Source organism: Silvibacterium acidisoli (assembly GCA_022870745.1).
In the GTDB taxonomy this organism is placed as follows: Bacteria; Acidobacteriota; Terriglobia; order Terriglobales; family Acidobacteriaceae; genus Silvibacterium.
In genome coordinates this window covers 2,457,228-2,473,748 of sequence record CP085323.1, presented here as the reverse complement: position 1 = coordinate 2,473,748, position 16,521 = coordinate 2,457,228, and the positions used below count along the sequence as shown (strand labels likewise).

15 protein-coding genes are annotated in these 16,521 nt (G+C 59.6%); 4 read left to right on the top strand and 11 right to left on the bottom strand.

Features of this window, described 5'->3' with window-relative positions; translation table 11 throughout:
• Positions 1-113 precede the first annotated feature (113 nt).
• On the top strand, positions 114-1,268 hold the full coding sequence (locus tag LJD29_RS10345) for a glycoside hydrolase family 18 protein (protein ID WP_446745679.1): 1,155 nt from the start codon (positions 114-116) through the stop codon (positions 1,266-1,268).
• A 104-nt stretch (positions 1,269-1,372) separates the two neighbouring features.
• Here LJD29_RS10345 and LJD29_RS10340 read toward each other — a convergent pair whose 3' ends face one another.
• On the bottom strand, positions 1,373-3,370 hold the full coding sequence (locus LJD29_RS10340; RefSeq protein ID WP_446745678.1) for a beta-N-acetylhexosaminidase: 1,998 nt from the start codon (positions 3,368-3,370) through the stop codon (positions 1,373-1,375).
• 260 nt (positions 3,371-3,630) lie between these two features.
• Between LJD29_RS10340 and LJD29_RS10335 the strand changes: the two genes are divergently transcribed.
• Positions 3,631-4,041, top strand: a complete 411-nt coding sequence (locus LJD29_RS10335; RefSeq protein ID WP_446745677.1) for a hypothetical protein — start codon at positions 3,631-3,633, stop codon at positions 4,039-4,041.
• A gap of 150 nt (positions 4,042-4,191) precedes the next feature.
• Here the strand turns inward: LJD29_RS10335 and msrA are convergent, their stop codons facing one another.
• From msrA to LJD29_RS10285, 10 genes are all read right to left on the bottom strand, one after another.
• Positions 4,192-4,662, bottom strand: coding sequence for a peptide-methionine (S)-S-oxide reductase MsrA (gene msrA / locus LJD29_RS10330; RefSeq protein ID WP_446745676.1), 471 nt, complete (start codon positions 4,660-4,662; stop codon positions 4,192-4,194).
• Positions 4,663-4,745: 83 nt separating this feature from the next.
• On the bottom strand, positions 4,746-5,735 hold the full coding sequence (locus tag LJD29_RS10325; RefSeq protein WP_446745675.1) for a pseudouridine synthase: 990 nt from the start codon (positions 5,733-5,735) through the stop codon (positions 4,746-4,748).
• Complete coding sequence (gene scpB / locus LJD29_RS10320) at positions 5,735-6,799, bottom strand: SMC-Scp complex subunit ScpB (protein WP_446745674.1); 1,065 nt, start codon at positions 6,797-6,799, stop codon at positions 5,735-5,737. The genes LJD29_RS10325 and scpB overlap by 1 nt, the downstream gene beginning before the upstream one ends.
• 95 nt (positions 6,800-6,894) lie before the next feature.
• A complete protein-coding gene (locus tag LJD29_RS10315; RefSeq protein WP_446745673.1) occupies positions 6,895-8,517 on the bottom strand; it encodes an inorganic phosphate transporter in 1,623 nt (540 codons plus the stop codon).
• A 148-nt stretch (positions 8,518-8,665) separates the two neighbouring features.
• Entirely contained in the window at positions 8,666-9,607 is a 942-nt protein-coding gene (locus LJD29_RS10310) for a segregation and condensation protein A (RefSeq protein ID WP_446745672.1), read from the bottom strand.
• A gap of 3 nt (positions 9,608-9,610) precedes the next feature.
• On the bottom strand, positions 9,611-10,630 hold the full coding sequence (gene trpS, locus LJD29_RS10305) for a tryptophan--tRNA ligase (protein ID WP_446745671.1): 1,020 nt from the start codon (positions 10,628-10,630) through the stop codon (positions 9,611-9,613).
• Between the two features lie 53 nt (positions 10,631-10,683).
• The gene (locus LJD29_RS10300; protein ID WP_446745670.1) at positions 10,684-11,385 is read right to left on the bottom strand and encodes a site-2 protease family protein; all 702 of its coding nucleotides are present in this window, start codon (positions 11,383-11,385) and stop codon (positions 10,684-10,686) included.
• A gap of 55 nt (positions 11,386-11,440) precedes the next feature.
• Complete coding sequence (locus tag LJD29_RS10295) at positions 11,441-12,298, bottom strand: acyltransferase (RefSeq protein ID WP_446745669.1); 858 nt, start codon at positions 12,296-12,298, stop codon at positions 11,441-11,443.
• A gap of 87 nt (positions 12,299-12,385) precedes the next feature.
• Positions 12,386-13,435 (bottom strand): anthranilate phosphoribosyltransferase, encoded by a 1,050-nt coding sequence (gene trpD, locus LJD29_RS10290; RefSeq protein WP_446745668.1) that lies wholly within the window; start codon positions 13,433-13,435, stop codon positions 12,386-12,388.
• Positions 13,436-13,473: 38 nt separating this feature from the next.
• Complete coding sequence (locus LJD29_RS10285; protein ID WP_446745667.1) at positions 13,474-14,205, bottom strand: class I SAM-dependent methyltransferase; 732 nt, start codon at positions 14,203-14,205, stop codon at positions 13,474-13,476.
• Positions 14,206-14,409: 204 nt separating this feature from the next.
• Between LJD29_RS10285 and sucC the strand changes: the two genes are divergently transcribed.
• The gene (sucC, locus tag LJD29_RS10280; RefSeq protein WP_446745894.1) at positions 14,410-15,588 is read left to right on the top strand and encodes an ADP-forming succinate--CoA ligase subunit beta; all 1,179 of its coding nucleotides are present in this window, start codon (positions 14,410-14,412) and stop codon (positions 15,586-15,588) included.
• On the top strand, positions 15,588-16,463 hold the full coding sequence (sucD, locus tag LJD29_RS10275) for a succinate--CoA ligase subunit alpha (protein WP_446745666.1): 876 nt from the start codon (positions 15,588-15,590) through the stop codon (positions 16,461-16,463). Before sucC ends, sucD begins: the two co-directional genes overlap by 1 nt.
• The last annotated feature ends 58 nt before the right edge of the window (positions 16,464-16,521 follow it).

Genomic DNA, 16,521 nt, shown 5'->3' with positions numbered 1-16,521 from the left:
AATGAAAAATTCACAGATCGCATCGCAAATGCCTTGCCAGCGAAGCATTCCGTACGCAAACGGGATTGTTGACCCGGAATGGAATCCTGTATGTTGGTCTCCGTCTGGACACCATGAAAAATCTCCTGTGCCTGTCGCCCATCCTGCTGCTTGCCGCCTCCTGCCTGCCTCTGCATGCTCAGCCCATCACGGCCGCCCGTAAGCCCGCTGACGAGATCATTGCCTATATTTTTGTGCAGGATCGTACGATTGCGCCCGGAGAGGTCGATCCGAAAAAGCTCACGCGCATCAATTACGCATTCGCTAATGTGAAGGACGGCAAAGTCGTCACCGGCTTCGCGCATGACCGGGAGAACTACGCGATCCTGAACCAGCTTAAGCAGCAGAATCCGAGCCTGAAAGTGCTGGCTTCCGTCGGCGGATGGAGCTGGTCCGGAGCATTCTCCGATGTCTCGCTCACGGCATCCAGCCGGAAGAAGTTCATCGACAGCGCAATGGAATTCGTCCGCGAATACAAACTCGACGGCATCGATATCGACTGGGAGTATCCAGGACAGACCGGGAACGGCAACACCTTCCGCCCCGAAGATAAGCAGAACTACACGCTGCTGTTGAAGGAAATGCGCGAACGCTTCGATCGCGAAGGCAAGCTGCTCGGGCGGCATCTCTACACTTCGGTCGCCACTGCCGGAGACGAAAACTTTCTTAGCCACACAGAGATGCCGCAGGTCGCGCGCTATCTCGATTCCGTCAACCTGATGTGCTACGACTACTACGAGCCGGATTCAGACAAGAATACCGGCAACCATGCGCCTCTTTACACCGATCCGGCCGACCCAAAGCACATCTCCGCAGACGCCTCTGTGAAGCTCTACCTGGCCGCAGGCGTTCCCTCGCGCAAGATCGTGCTGGGCGTTCCCTTCTATGGACATGTATGGGGAAATGTCCCGGCAACGAATCACGGCCTCTTCCAGCCCGGCAACCAGATAAAACTCGACGCGAACTATCACTCAATCGTCGACAACCTGCTGAAGAACGGATTCACGCGCTATTGGGACAGCACTGCCGCGTCCCCGTATCTCTACAACGCGTCGCAAAAGGTTTTCGTTTCCTACGAGGATCCAGAATCGCTGAAGCTCAAGAGCCAGTACGTGCTCGAGCATGATCTGGGCGGCATGATGTTCTGGGAGTATTCCGGCGACCACAATCACGAACTGGTAAACACGATCGCGCAGGGACTTGCCGGCTCAGTGAAGCCGCTTCCGTAGATTGTGGGGCTGTCACTCCGAGCAAAGCGAGGAACCTGCAGCCGGGATGCTTCCCAGATGCAGGCTCCTCACAGCGTTCGGAATGACAGTGGTCAGGCTCTGTATTAGTGTGCGACCGGCTCTGCCGCCACCAGCGACTTCACAGCCGGCACCACCACGATCAGCATCTGCGCGTGATGCACATCTGCCGCAGTGATGGAATCGTTCTGCTGCTTCTGCTGGTCCGCCGTCAATGCATGGCCGGACTCGATGGCATCGAGTGCCTGCAAGCCGACTGTACCGAGCACCGCGAGTTGCTGCGAAAGAGGAACGAGGTTCGTCCGCAGCTCCGAGGTGGCGAGATACGGCTCGATCTTCGCATCGTTGTCGCGCCAGCGCACCAGCCACTTGCGCAGCTCCGCGCGGGCCTCTGCATTCGATGCTGCCTGCGTGGCCAGTGCATTGATCCTGCGGGCTTCATTGCTCTCCGGCGGATCGGCATCGACCAGGTGATTCAGCGGCATGTTCGTGTCGTACTTCTGCGTGGTCTCGCGCTCGTACTCCTTCACCGGTTCGACCGTGACAGCAAGCGTGTTGAACAGCTCGTAAGGCATGCCGGCGGCAATCCGGTCGAGCATGCGCTGGCTGCTTGTCGTGTGCTCGAGCCCGACCCATTGCAGCTCATCGCTCAGCACGGCCAGACGGCGATACATCGAGTTCACATCCGTGACTGACTCAGGCGACCACAGCCTTTCCGCTACCGCTCCGGCACGAGGCCAGATCCGATTGTCGAGAATCTCCGAAGTCACATACTCCGTCCACTGCGCGGCTTCCCCGCCGATGATCAGCTTCTTCTGCTCCGGAGTAAGCGCAGCGGCCTCACCCTCCAGCGGATCGACCGCGTAATGCGTCGCCGCCGAGTACTGCAGGTCGAGATAGTATCCGGCTGAAAGCAGTGTCTTGAAGCCCATCTGCGCGGTCTGCGCAATCGACTTCGGGCCACGCCACGACTGTACCAGAATGTCCTTGGGCAGATCGCTCGCGACAATCTCGTCCCAGCCTTCCATGTGCTTGCCGTGCTTGTTCACGATCTTCTGGATCTTCTGATTGAAGTAGGCCTGGAGAGCATGATTGTCCTTGATGTTGTGCTCTTTCATCCACGCCTGGATCTTCTCATTGTGATCCCAATACTTGCCGTCGACCTCGTCGCCGCCAATGTGGAAGTACTCGTCTGGAAAGAGCTTCGCCATCTCGCCGAAAACATCGTCGAGCAGCTTATAAGTGCCATCGTTTGTCGGGTCGAAGGGGGGACGCAGCTCGTCGTACTGGCTGCGAACGATCTTGGTCACGCCAGGTGCTGAGGCCAGTTCAGGATACGCAACCAGCCAGCTCACCGAGTGCCCTGGAACGTCGAACTCCGGAACCACGCGGATGCCGCGCGCCCGCGCATACTCCACCAGGTCGCGCACCTGCTCCTGCGTATAGAAGTTTCCATCGGAGGCGACTTCGGTCAGTTTCGGCCGCTTTAGGCTTTGCACGCGAAAGCCTTCGTCATCGGAGAGGTGCAGGTGCAGCACGTTGTACTTCACCGCCTCCATGCCGTCGATGTTGCGCTTCAGCACATCGATGCCCATGAAGTGGCGAGAGACATCGATCATCAATCCGCGCCAGGGAAAACGCGGCGTATCTTCAATCTGCACCGCGGGAATTTCCCAGCCCTGCGGGCCATTGTGCATCAGCTGCAACAGCGTCTGAAATCCATGCAGTACGCCCAGCGGATTCGGCGCGGAGAGATCGATACCCGCCGCTGTGACCGTCAGCTTGTAGCTTTCGTCTTCTTCAAGAGCCTGTACTTTGTCGCCATGTGCCGCGCAGTGGATCGCGAACATTGTCGCCGTGTCAGGCTTCAGATCGGGATTCAGAAACGGCATACCCGTGCGCAGCGCAACCGCGCGGTTGAAGCGGTCGAGGCCACTCGTCACTCGCTCTTCGCAACCTGTCACTTCGACATGCGGCAGCCTGTTTAGATTCAAGGCACCTGCCTGCTGCTCTATATGTGAAGGCCACGGCATCAGGTTCAACTCATCGGCCTTTGCAGTTGCGGCAATTGATCCTGCAAGCAATACAGCTAGTCCCAACCTCTGGCAAATTCGCGTCATTTAACAGCCCGTTCTTTTTCTTATAGATTCGCTGCAGATGTACGCATGGTGACGTACCCCGGCAAAGATAGCTTCGATCATACGTTGAGCATCGTCACAAAGCGGTCGAAAGTGTCAAAAAAGCTGCTGATAATTTGACAACAATTCGACGGGAATTGGACGCCGATTTGACGACAGCTCTGCGAAGGCGCCGTTACTGTTTCGAACTGTAAGGAGATTACGACATGCGCTCAACCATTCGCTCCATCGTCTTCGCTTCAGCCGCTCTTTGCGCCACAGCAGCCTTTGCAGCGGACAGGGCAGCCATCAACGTACCTTTCAGCTTCGATTCCCATGGCAGGCATTTCTCGGCTGGACGTTACGAGGTATCGCTCGACACGCAGCACAATACTCTGACTATGCGGAACACCGAGCACGCCAACGAGGTCCTGCTCTCCAGCGTCTCGCCAGCGGAGTATGCAGCCGGCTCGCCCCAGCTACGCATGATCTTCGGAAACAATCAGGATACGCACACGCTGAAGACTGTTCAGATCGAAGGGCGGCAGGCCATCCATCTCGATCGCACCCGCCATCACCAGGTCGAGGCCGAGATGGCCAAGGTGGAAAACGAAACAGTCCTGAACGGCGCCGAGTAATTCAGAGTTCGCTCGCGAAGAACCTCCACTTCTTCGACAACCCGCGCACGGAACGCTCCGGCGCGGGTTTCTTTTTTTGCGAATCTGTTGAGAAAGCAAAAAGCCGCCCGGAGTGTTCTCCGGACGGCTTTTGCCTTGTTTCTTCGAAGCCTAAATATGGCAGCTGGCCATGCCACGCTTCTCGAGATATTTCTGGTGGTAATCCTCAGCCTTCCAGAAAGTCTCGGCCGGCACCACCTGTGTCACGATCGGCTTTGAAAACTGCTTCTCTTCGGTCAGGCGGGCGATGGTCGCCTTCGCCGCCGCTTCCTGCTCGGGCGAGTGATAGAAGACCGCGCTGCGGTACTGCGTTCCCCAATCGGGTCCCTGCCGGTTCAGCTGCGTAGGATCGTGCAGCTCGAAAAACAGGTCGAGCAGTTGCTGATAGCTGACCTTCGACGGATCGAAGTCCAGCTCGACCACTTCCGCGTGCCCGGTCATATCCGTGCATACTTCCTTGTAACTCGGCTTTTCTGTCTTGCCGCCCTCGTAACCGACAGCAGTCTCGATCACGCCGGGAACCTGCCCGAAGCGGACCTCGACACCCCAGAAACAACCTGCTCCAAATGTCGCTTTTTCCATGTGAACCTCCGCAGCCATGCTGCTCTTGTTCCGTGTATTACAGATGGTTCTCGGGTCCGATTCGATGCATGGACCGCGCCGGCTTATCTCTCAGGCCTGCGGCCGCCCTTTTTAGGAGCAGAAAAACGGCCCGGCTTTCCCGACGCCGACTTTTTGGCCGGACGGGAAGAAAACGGACGCGACGAGCTTGAGCGCGAAGAGCCCGCGCGCGACCCAGACGAACGAGTAGAGGACGGACGAGCAGCGGCAGGACGCTCCGCAGAGCGGAACTCGGAACGGGGCGCATTAGACGCCGGCGACTTGCTCCGCGGCTTGGGACGGCTGGCAAAGCGCAGCGTGTCGACTTCCTCGTCGCTCAGCTCGCGAATCTTGCCCGGTTCCACGTCAAGAACCAGCGGCCCGTAGCCCACGCGACGGATCTTCTCCACGTGGTGGCCGATTTCTTCGAACATCTTGCGCAGCTCGCGATTTCTACCCTCGATCAGGATGATCTCGTACCAGGGATTGTCTCCATCGCGAAACAGCCGGATCTTGGCCGGAGCAGTCATCACGCGGCCTTCATGCGAACCGGGACGGCCACGCTCGATCATGACGCCACCGCGCAGGTGCTCCAGATCGGACTCCGCCGGACGGCCCGCAACCTTGACCAGGTACGTCTTCTCGACCTTCGCCGCAGCGCGTGTCAGTGCATTGGCCAGGTTGCCGTCGTTGGTCAGCAGCAGCAGGCCTTCGCTGGCGTAATCCAGGCGCCCCACGGGAAAGACACGTTCTCCGCCGCGAACCAGATCCATGACGGTGGGACGGTTTTCGGGGTCGCTTACCGTAGTCACATAGCCTTTTGGCTTGTTCATCAGGTAGTAGCGAGGCCGTTCCGGCCCCTGCAGCAGCTTGCCGTCGACGCGGATGTGGTCCTTCGCGGCATCGGCCCGCGTGCCCAGTTCAGTAACGACCTTGCCATTGATCTGAACGCGGCCTTCGAGAATCATCTCCTCGGCCTTGCGGCGCGAGCAGATTCCGGCTGCGGCGATGATCTTCTGGAGCCGGTCGCCCGATGGAGTTTCTGCTTCAGTCATCAAGCGCCCTCTTCCGTTTTTTCTTCCAGCTGCCCTGCCTGCTCGTCGCCGGTCAGCTTCGCAGGATCGACTTCCGGCTCAACCCTGATGGCGGGTAGATCCAGCTCGTCGTCCTCCACTTCCGTCACGTCAATCGCAGAAGCGCGCTCCTCGGGAATCTCTTCGGGAACCGCGGCGTCCGAGCCGCCTTCAACTTCGTCCGTATCAACCGGCGCGTGCTGATCGGCGGAAATCTCTTCGCGATCCAGTTCGTCCTGGGTGTCTGTGATCTCGGTCAGCGGCATCTGTTCCGCGTCGGAAAGCTCGCCCGCCATCTTCTCGAATTCTTCCATCGAGGGGAGCTCGTTCAGATCCTTCAATCCGAAACGCAACAGAAATTCCTTGGTCGTCTTGTAGAGAATCGGCCGGCCGATCACCTGCTTGCGTCCTGCGGTCGTCACCAGCTTGCGGCTGATCAGGGAGCCGAGCACACCGGCGGAGTCGACACCGCGAATGTCGCTGACTTCAGGGGCCGTAATCGGCTGTTTATAGGCGATGACCGCGAGCGTCTCAAGCGCCTGCAGAGACAGCTTCATCGGCGGCTTGAGGCTCTTCACAAACGAGCGGACTGCGTCGTGATACTCCGCGCGTGTCGCCATACGGAAACCGCCGGCGATCTCGCGAATCTCCATGCCGCGCTCGCTCGCGTCGTAGTCAGCGATCAATGAATCGATAACGATGCGTGCCTCGTCGCGTAGCTCGCGCTCGCGCTGACGGGTGGCACGTTTCTCATCTTCGGCGCTCGTTTCCGCAGGTGCAGCCACGTCTGCAGGGGCTGCCTCGACTGCGGCTTCCGGATCCGCCTGCGGCTCCGCCCCGTCTTCCTCTGGCGGCAGAGTTTCGGCCAGCTCGGCTGCCGCATCGGGATTCACCTCTTCGGAGGCCTGCTGTGCGGCTTTTTCGGCGGCAAGGCGGCTTTCGCGCGCCTCCACAAGTTCCGGGGCAAACAGGGTCGCCAGCTGGATCAGCGTTACCGGCTCTTCGGTCGCGTAAATTACGGCTTCGATCTTTGCTTTCAGGCTCATGCGTTGGCCAGGGATAAGACTGCGCCCCAAAAGGAAGGCGGCGCTCCTTCGATACTACCGAAGCGCCGCCAATCCGTCAGTGTTGGGTTAAAGGTCTAGTGGATAAACAGCCGCATCGCCCAGAAAAGGCCGCCCGCAAGCAGTGCCGCGACCGGCAGGGTGAAGACCCAGGCCAGGGCGATGTTGCGGATGGTCGCGAACTGCAGGCCGCTGCCATTCGCGAGCATGGTTCCGGCCACGCCCGAGGAGAGCACGTGCGTGGTCGAAACCGGCATCTTGAACTGGTCGGCCGCGATAATCGTAATGGCTGCTACGATTTCCGCAGAAGCACCCTGCGCGTAGGTCAGGTGATCCTTGCCGATCTTCTCGCCGACGGTTACCACGATGCGCTTCCAGCCCACCATCGTGCCAAGTCCCAGCGCCAGCGCCACGGCCACCTTCACCCAGCTCGGAATGAACTTGGTCGAAAGGTCGAGGTGCTTGCGGTAGTTCGCCAGAACCGCATTCTGCGGCGAGGTGAACTTGGGATTGTCGGCCTTGGCCATCAGGCGCAGAGCTTCGCTCTCCACATACATGTCGTTGCGGATGTTCTGCTGCTGGTCGGCAGGAACGCCGGCCAGGGTCTTGTAGGTGACAACCTCATGCTCGACTTCGAGCGCCAGCTGGCGGGCGGCCAGCATGGTGTTCGGCGTGAACTGCTTGGTGCGGATGTATTCCGTCAGGTCTGACCGGGCATCGCCCATCACTGCGTCGGGCGAAACATACGCAGAGAGCACGTGGGCAGCCTGCTCGGAAACAGCAGCAAAATCCTGGACCTGGTTGTAGCCGATCGCATGGTTGAGCGCATACGCGGTCGGAACGGTACCGATCAGGATCAGCATGATCAGGCCCATACCCTTCTGTCCATCGTTCGACCCGTGACCGAAGCTCACACCGGTGCAGGTCAGGATCAGCAGGCCGCGAATCCACCACGGTGGCGGCTGGTCGCCCTTCGGCGATTGATACAGCTCAGGCTTCTTGACCAGCAGCTTGAGCAGTAGAAGCAGCAGTGCCGCGCACACGAAGCCGACGATCGGAGAGATCAGCAGCACCTTGAAGACGTTGGTCGCCTGCGCCCAATCCACGCCGCTGGTGCCGGTCTTGCCGCCGATCAGCTGGTTGGCAAGGCCCACGCCGATGATCGAACCGATAAGGGTGTGCGAGCTCGAAGCAGGAAGGCCAAACCACCAGGTGGCAAGGTTCCAGATAATGGCAGCGATGAGCAGCGAGAAGACCATCGCAAAGCCGGCGCCCTTACCGACCTGAAGAATCAGCTCGACAGGCAGCAGAGTAAGGATGGAGAAGGCGACCGCGCCCGAAGACGTAAGTACGCCGATCAGGTTCCACATGCCCGACCAGACCACGGCGACGTGGGGCTCAAGCGAGTGGGTATAGATAACTGTCGCAACAGCGTTCGCGGTGTCGTGGAAACCATTCACAAACTCGAAGCCAAGTGCGATAAGCAGTGCGATGCCGAGCAGCACGTACGGCCATACAGAGGCCAGGTGCGTACCGGCAAGATCGTGGCCGAGCTGAGAGATCGCATAGCCCATGCCGCCTACCAGCACCACTCCAAATACGAGTGATCCGATCAGGCCTGGGGACTTGTTCAGCTTGTTATGGACTGACGCAGATTCGCCAGCAGAGTGAGGGGAAATAACAGCGCTTGCTTCTTCCATGGGAAACAGCTCCTGAATAGCCTTCCGAGTTTTGCTCGGGATCAATCTCTCGGGGGTTCGCTAGCAAGCTAACAAACAGAGGCGATACGGAACATGAAAATGAACAGGGATTTGATGAATATTCGATGAACGGACGCGGCGAGCCAGGCTATGCCCAGTCGTCTCGAACCTGGCTCAGGCGCTCGTTAATGACCTCCTCGAACTGGTCGTGTTTCTTGACGAGGATGTCGCTGAAGTTGCCATCCTGCCGCAGAAGGACCGCCTGCAGGCGAACCAGCTCGAGGATTGCCAGAAACATCGCTACCAGGGCGCGCTCTGATCGAGTGTTGACCAGCAGCTTGCGCAGTGACACCGGGCGATCTTCCATCATCAGCCTGCGACGCATGAAATCAATCATTTGGCCAACGGTCGCGGCGTCTTCTTCGAGCTCCAGGGTCGGCCGGTTCTTCGCCCGGTCGAGGATCTCCTGGAAAACGCGTACCAGGTCCATCGTGTCGGCGGCGATCTCCTGCTCAGTCCCCTCGGCGTTGTGGAAGTCCTTCATTCCAGGATTCGTCCAGGTGGCTTCCTCGATCTGCTGCTTGGCGTGCAGCATCTGTGCGGCGTTCTTGAAACGCTCGTGTTCGAGCAGCCGTTCAACCAGCTCCAGGCGGGGATCTTCGGCTTCACCCTCCGCAGCCTCAATCGGGGTACGCGGCAGCAGCATCTTGCTCTTGATATGGATCAAGAGCGCGGCCATGTAAATAAAATCCCCGGCAACGTCGATGTCGGTACCCTTCAGGTGCTCGACATAGGCCAGAAACTGGGCCGTGATACGCGCAATCGGGATGTCGTAGATATCGATGTCCTGCTTGCGGATCAGGTCCAGCAGCAGGTCCAGCGGCCCGTCATAGACCTGGCGGATGTTGACCGAGAACGGAAAGATCGAGTCGTCGTCTTTCTTGTCCTTCTTATCCTTGGCGTCTTTTTCCGGCTTCGCATCCTTTTCGGCCTTCGACGGAGCAGCAGGCCCGCCGGAAGCGGCTACCGGCACCGAGACCTCTGCGGTCTCGGGCTTTGGTTCTGGCTGGATATTCTGTTCGTCGGTCATAGGCTAACCACCCAATCCCACGGCGACGCGTGCTTCGCGCATGGTGACTTCCGCGCGTACGGCAGCCTTGAGATTTCCCGCTTCTAGAATTTCCGTCACCAGCCCGGGATCGGTCTCGTATTTCGCCCGGCGCTCCTGGACGGGAGCCAAGGCGGCGACTACTGCGTCCGCAACCCAGCCTTTGCATTGAATGCAGCCGATCGAAGCCGTGGTGCAACCTTCACGAGCCTGTAGCTGTACCTCAGCGCTCGAAAAAACCTTATGCAGATCGAAGACCGGGCAAACATCCGGATTTCCCGGGTCGGTACGCCGGACGCGGGCCGGGTCTGTCACCATTGGCTTCAGTTTCTGCCGGATGACCGGTTCCGGGTCGCTCAGCAAAATGGTGTTGCCGTAGCTCTTCGACATCTTGCGGCCATCGGTTCCGGGCAGCTTGGGCGAAGGCGTCAACAGCACCTTGGGTTCGGGGAGAATATCTCCGGCCTTGCCCTGATAGAACTGGTTGAAGCGGCGAGTAACCTCGCGCGTCAGTTCCACGTGCGCGACCTGATCCTGCCCCACGGGCACGAAGTCGGGCTGGTAGAGAAGGATGTCGGCCGACTGGAGGAGCGGATAGCCGAGGAACCCGTAGGTCGCCAGGTCCTTTTCCTTAAGCTGCTCCTGCTGGTCCTTGTAGGTCGGCACGCGCTCGAGCCAGCTCAGCGGCGTAATCATCGACAGGAGCAGGTGCAGTTCGGCATGCTGGGGCACCTTGCTCTGGACAAAGATCGTGCAGGCTTCAGGGTCCAGGCCGGCAGCCAGAAAATCCAGCGCAACATCCTTAATGTTGCCGGGGATCTTCGAAGGATCGGCGTAATCCGTGGTCAGGGCATGCCAGTCGGCAATAAAGAAGTAGCACTCATACTCATGCTGCAGCCGCACCCAGTTGTAGAGTGCGCCCATGTAATTGCCCAGATGGAGTTTACCGGTCGGGCGCATGCCGCTCAGCACGCGCTTCCGCTGATCAGAAGAAGTGTTCGACACCCTGAATCCTAACCTCGAAAAAACTCTGTCTATTGTACGGGAGCGGCGTGCGGCTAAACCGACAGCAGGAGCTGGTTGATCAGGTAGAGCGCAGGGCCGACAAAGAGGTTTACCAGCCGGCCACCCAGAAAGATCATGATGATAAGGCTCAACATGCCCAGCGAGTCATAGATACGCAGGGCGTTGTAGGGCAGTAGCTGACGGACGAGATGCGAGCCATCCAGCGGAGGCAGCGGCAGCAGGTTGAAGAAAGTCAGCATCAGGTTGAGCCAGATGGCGAGGTAAAAAATCAGCGCCATGGGGAAGATGGGGCTGGCGGCCATAAACGCGGGGTCAACCATGCCGGTAACCACCTGGCGCACGGCCAGGGCTCCCGTGGAGCTCACATGTACCAGCACCATCAGGAAGGCGGTGGCTCCCAGCGCCGCCAGCAGATTGCTGGCAGGTCCTGCAAGGGTGGTCAGGATGTCATCGCGGCGGATATTTGCGAAATTCCGGGTGGTCACCGGGGTCGGCTTGGCCCAGCCGATCAGGAAGCGTCCAAAGCCCGGCAGGAACAGCATCGCCAGCGGAATCAGCACCGTTCCCACCGGGTCGATGTGCTTAACGGGATTCAGCGTGACGCGTCCCAGCATTCTCGCCGTCTGGTCACCGAGGCGTGATGCCATCCAGGCATGGGCCGCCTCATGCAGACTGAGCGAGAAAACCAGGATGGCAAATTCGAAAATCTTCAGGACAATCTGTTGCTGATTCATGGAAAAGGCTTGCCGCGCCTAACGCAGCAAGCCTGATGGTATCAAAACGTTCCGGTTAGTTGCTGCACTGAGCGTTGCGATCCTGCTTCGGCGCGGCCACATCGCTCCGGTCTTCGAATTGCTTCGCTTCTTCTTTTGTCTTGAGCTGCTTTGCGGGGACGCCGCCGACAATCGAGTGATCGCTGACATCCTTCGTCGCCAGGCTCATTGCGCCGACAATCGCGTCTTCGCCCACGTTGACGCCCGCCATGATCGCGGAGTGATAGGTAAGCCGGGCAGCCGGGCCGATTTCCGTCTTGCGATTCTCGACCACCTGGGGATCGACCGGATCGTGGGCGTGGGAGTAAACCGCCGCGTAGTCGGAGACCGACGTGCCCTTCTTGATAACGATTTCTCCACGGTCGTCGAGCATGGCGTATTTATGGATGACGCAATCGTCTTCGATCGTCAGGTTATAGCCATAGCTGAACTCGACGCCGTGGAAGATCTTCACGTTCTTCCCGATCTTCTTGAAGATGTGCTTGCCCAGCATGGCGCGGAAGCGGAACCCGAGCCAGTGATTGTAGGCAACCGGCGAATGATCAAACATGTGCCAGAACCAGATAAGCGGCTTCACGCAGGCGTATTTCGTGGCGTCGATGTCGCCGTAATATTCCGGCTCGAGCGTCACGTTCATCGGATCGAGCGAAAGCTGCAATACGTTGAAGGGCAGCTCGGTATTGAGGGTGAAGTTCAGCTTGCCGCCATGTGGCCGCCCCAGCAGCAGCTGGTGCAGGTTATCGCGCACCAGCTCCGCACGCAAAGCAGGCTTCTTGTGCCGCGTGAACTCATCGTCGAGATATTCGATCCAGCGTTCGTAAACTTCTTTGGCTTCGCGCGACGGTTCCAGATCGCGATATTCGTAACGGGGCATGGCAGTCCTTACGGCTAGTTTCGGTGGGAATTCCAGTGTCAGCCTTCGCAGGTTAAGATGCTGCGGCTTTCTGAAAGACGCAGCAGACTAGGATTTAGCCTCGCTTGCGCCGAATTCCCGCAGCGACTTCAGCACAGCCTTCACCGCTCCGGAGTCGATGGCGCGTGCTCCGCGCTGCACCCCGTCGAACAGGTCGCTGGCGATTCCCGCAGCCACCAGGGCTGCCGAAGCGTTCAGCAGCACGATATCGCGCCGCGGACCGATTTCTCCAGAGATCACCTTCTCGAGAATCACGGCATTTTCCTCGACAGTGTCCGCCCCGGCCATCGCCGCCAGCGGAACCCGCAGCAGGCCGGCGTCCTCGGGCACGAGACGAAAAAGCTTTACCCTGCCATCGCGCACCTCGGCGACGCTGCTTTCGCCGGAGAGCGTCAGCTCGTCCAGCCCATCCCCGCCGTGAACCACGAAAGCATGCCGCATGCCCAGCCGCGCCATCGCCTCGGCGACGAGCGGCACCCGCGACGGCTCATAGACACCCATGATCTGCGCCGGAGCGCCTGCCGGATTGGTCAGCGGGCCGGCGAGGTTAAAGATCGTCCGGAAACCAAGCGTTCTGCGAAGGGGCAAGACACGCTTCATTGCCGGATGCAGAGCCGGGGCGAGCATGAACATGAAGCCCGTCTGGCGCAGACAATCGACGGCCCGGTCCGGAGCCAGCATCACAGGCACACCGAGGGCTTCAAGAACATCGGCCGAGCCACACTTCGACGTCACGGCACGATTACCATGTTTCGCGACCTTCGCCCCCGCACCCACTGCAACCAGCGCGGCAGCCGTCGAGATGTTGAAGGTTCCAGCCCCGTCGCCACCTGTTCCACAGGTATCGATTACGGCATCGCGCTCATCTTCGGTCAGCGGCAACGGCACCGCGGCGGCGCGCAGGGCTTCGACAAAGCCCACCAGCTCGTCGACCGTTTCCCCACGTGTCGCCAGCGCCGTCATCAGCGAGGCAATCTCAACGTCGTCTTCGCCAGGGGCGCTGGTCAGGATCTGCTGCAGAACTTCGCGAGCCTGGTTGCGATCGAGCGAGCCATGCTTCTCTACCAAAGCCTTCAGGATGTGTTTCAGACTGTTCATCGAAATACCAGTCTACCCAACTACTGTTGGCAGTCCTGTTAAGAGGGCTTTCGGGCAATAACGACGCGAAGCGGCGGAAAGTTGTAGAAGGGGCGTCCCCAGCAGCGTTGCACCTGGAGCCCCGCGCCGCGAAAATGCTCTGCATATTCGCCGGTAAGCTTGTAATCAGAAACCAGCATCACGCCACCCGGCTTCAACACCCGCACCATTTGACCGAGAGCCTCCTGCCGGATCGGCTTGTCATAAATATTGTGCAAACAGAGGTTCGAGACGATCACATCGAAGGATGCGTCGGGGAACGGCATCTCCTGCGCCGGCATGCTTATCAGGGTGCAGCGATCTGCGACACCTTCCAGGTTCAGATTGCGTTGCGTGGCCGCCTCGGAGTTGCCACCCATATCCTCGTTCGACCAGATATCGATGCCGGTCGCCTTTCCGGAAGCTGCCTTTTTCGCCGCTCCGATCAGCAGCAGGCCGCGCCCGCAGCCCACGTCGAGAACGCTCTCATCTCCTCGCCACCGGTAGAGCGACAGCATGTAGTCGCGATGGCGCATCTTGCCAGACATCACGTATTGCAGGTACAGCAGGCCTTCGAGCAACAGAAAAAGTCCCGTCCAGAAAAACATCGGCCGGGGAAGAAAATCGATGCGGCCGATATGGACGTGAGCGGGTAGAAAGAGCCCGAGGAGCAGGCAGGGAATGCCGAAGAGAAAAAGATTCCTCAGAACGTTGGGTGCGTCGATGCCGTAATCGGGCCTGCTGGCGGCCATTCTTCCTGCCTTTCCCGCTTCAGGAAACCACAATAACCGTACTTTAATGTGGCGGCCAGCAGGAAGATGCGGGCCTGACAACCCTCCCCATCGTCCGCTACACTGGAAAGTCCGACTGCAATGCCCACCTTCTCGACGGTGCCTACCGTGCGCGAATCGGCCTGCGGTAACCCATTCGACTTCTTTCTCTCAACCTGGAAAAAAATGAAAATTCACGAATATCAGGCAAAGGACATCCTCGCGAAATACGGCGTCGCCGTACCGCGGGGTGAAGTGGCCAATACGCTCGACGAAGCGTTGGATGTGGCCAAGAAGCTCTTCGCAAACGGTGCGAACGGCGTTGTCGTCAAGGCGCAGATCCATGCCGGAGGCCGCGGCAAGGGCGGCGGCGTGAAGGTTGCAAAGAACATCGAGGAAGCCGAGCAGTACGCCAAGCAGATCCTCGGCATGCAGCTGATCACCCACCAGACCGGCCCGCAGGGCCAGAAGGTGTCGCGCCTGCTGATCGAAGAGACAGCCGCAATCGATCGTGAACTGTATCTGGGTATCGTGCTCGACCGCGCAGCCGCGAAGCTGGTCTTCATGGCTTCGAAGGCGGGCGGCATGGAAATTGAAGAAGTCGCTGCCGAAGACCCCGACGCCATCTTCAAGGCATATATCGATCCGGCAGTCGGCTTCCAGCCCTACCAGGCGCGCCAGCTCGCCTTCGCGCTCGGCCTCAAGCCTGCGCAGATCAACCAGGCCGTCGCCTTCATGCTCGGCATCTACAAGGCCTACGTCGAAACCGACGCTTCGCTGCTCGAGATCAACCCCTTCATCACTACGAAGGACGACAAGCTCTTCGCCCTCGACTGCAAGATCAACTTCGACGACAACGCCATGTTCCGCCATAAGCAGCTCAAGGAACTGCGCGACGTAGCCGAAGAAGATCCCCTCGAAGTGGAAGCCTCGAAGTTCGCGCTCAACTACATCAAGCTCGATGGCAACATCGCCTGCATGGTGAACGGCGCGGGCCTGGCGATGGCCACGATGGACATCATCCAGTACGCCGGCGGATCGCCTGCGAACTTCCTCGACGTGGGCGGCGGCGCCAACCAGCAGCAGATCGAAGCAGCCTTCGCCATCCTGCTGGCTGACAAGAACGTGCAGGCCATCTTCATCAACATCTTCGGCGGTATCCTGCGCGTGGACGTGCTGGCAACTGCCGTCGTCGCAGCAGCGAAGAACCTGAACGTGACGCTGCCGATCGTCCTGCGCCTCGAAGGCACCAATGTCGAGGAAGGCCGCAAGATTCTCGAAGAGTCGGGCCTGAAGTTCTCCGTCGGCACCACCATGAAGGACGCAGCGGACATCGTCGTTGCCGCGGCAAAGGGAGGCAAGTAATGGCAGTTCTCGTCGATAAAAACACACGCCTCATCGTCCAGGGCATCACCGGTAAGGAAGGCACCTTCCACGCCAAGGGTTGCGCCGAGTACGGCACCAAGGTCGTCGGCGGAGTCACGCCCGGCAAGGGCGGCACCACGCACGAGGGCTGGCCGGTATTCGACACCGTCGAAGAGGCCGTCGAGAAGACCGGCGCCAACGCGACCGTCATCTTCGTTCCGCCGCCGTTCGCGGCCGATGCGATTCTCGAAGCCAACGAAGCCAAGCTGCCGCTGATCATCGCCATTACCGAAGGCATTCCGGTGAACGACATGGTCAAGGTCTGGAGCGTGCTCAAGACCTCCGACTCCGTGCTCATCGGGCCCAACTGCCCCGGCGTCATCTCGCCCGGAAAGGCCAAGATCGGCATCATGCCCGGCCGCATCCACAAGGAAGGCTCGGTAGGCATCGTCTCCCGCTCGGGAACCCTGACCTACGAGGCCGTCTACCAGCTCACGCAGCGCGGAATCGGCCAGTCGACGGCGATCGGCATCGGTGGCGATCCAATTGTAGGGACTACCCACATCGATGCGCTCAAGCTTCTGAACGAGGATCCTGAGACCGAGTCCATCATCCTCATCGGCGAAATCGGCGGAACCGCCGAAGAAGCTGCCGCCGAGTATGTGAAGGCTCACGTGAAGAAGCCGGTCGTCGGCTTCATCGCCGGACAGACCGCGCCTCCAGGCCGCCGCATGGGCCACGCCGGTGCCATCATCTCCGGAGGCCAGGGCACGGCCGCGGAGAAGATGAAAGCGCTGACCGAAGCCGGCATTCACGTCGTCCAGTCGCCGGCCGAAATCGGCGAGACGCTGGCCCGGGTGATCGGCAAGGCGTAACTACCGCAGTATCAACAAAAGCGCGGCTTCAATGCGGGCCGCGCTTTTTATTGCCCTG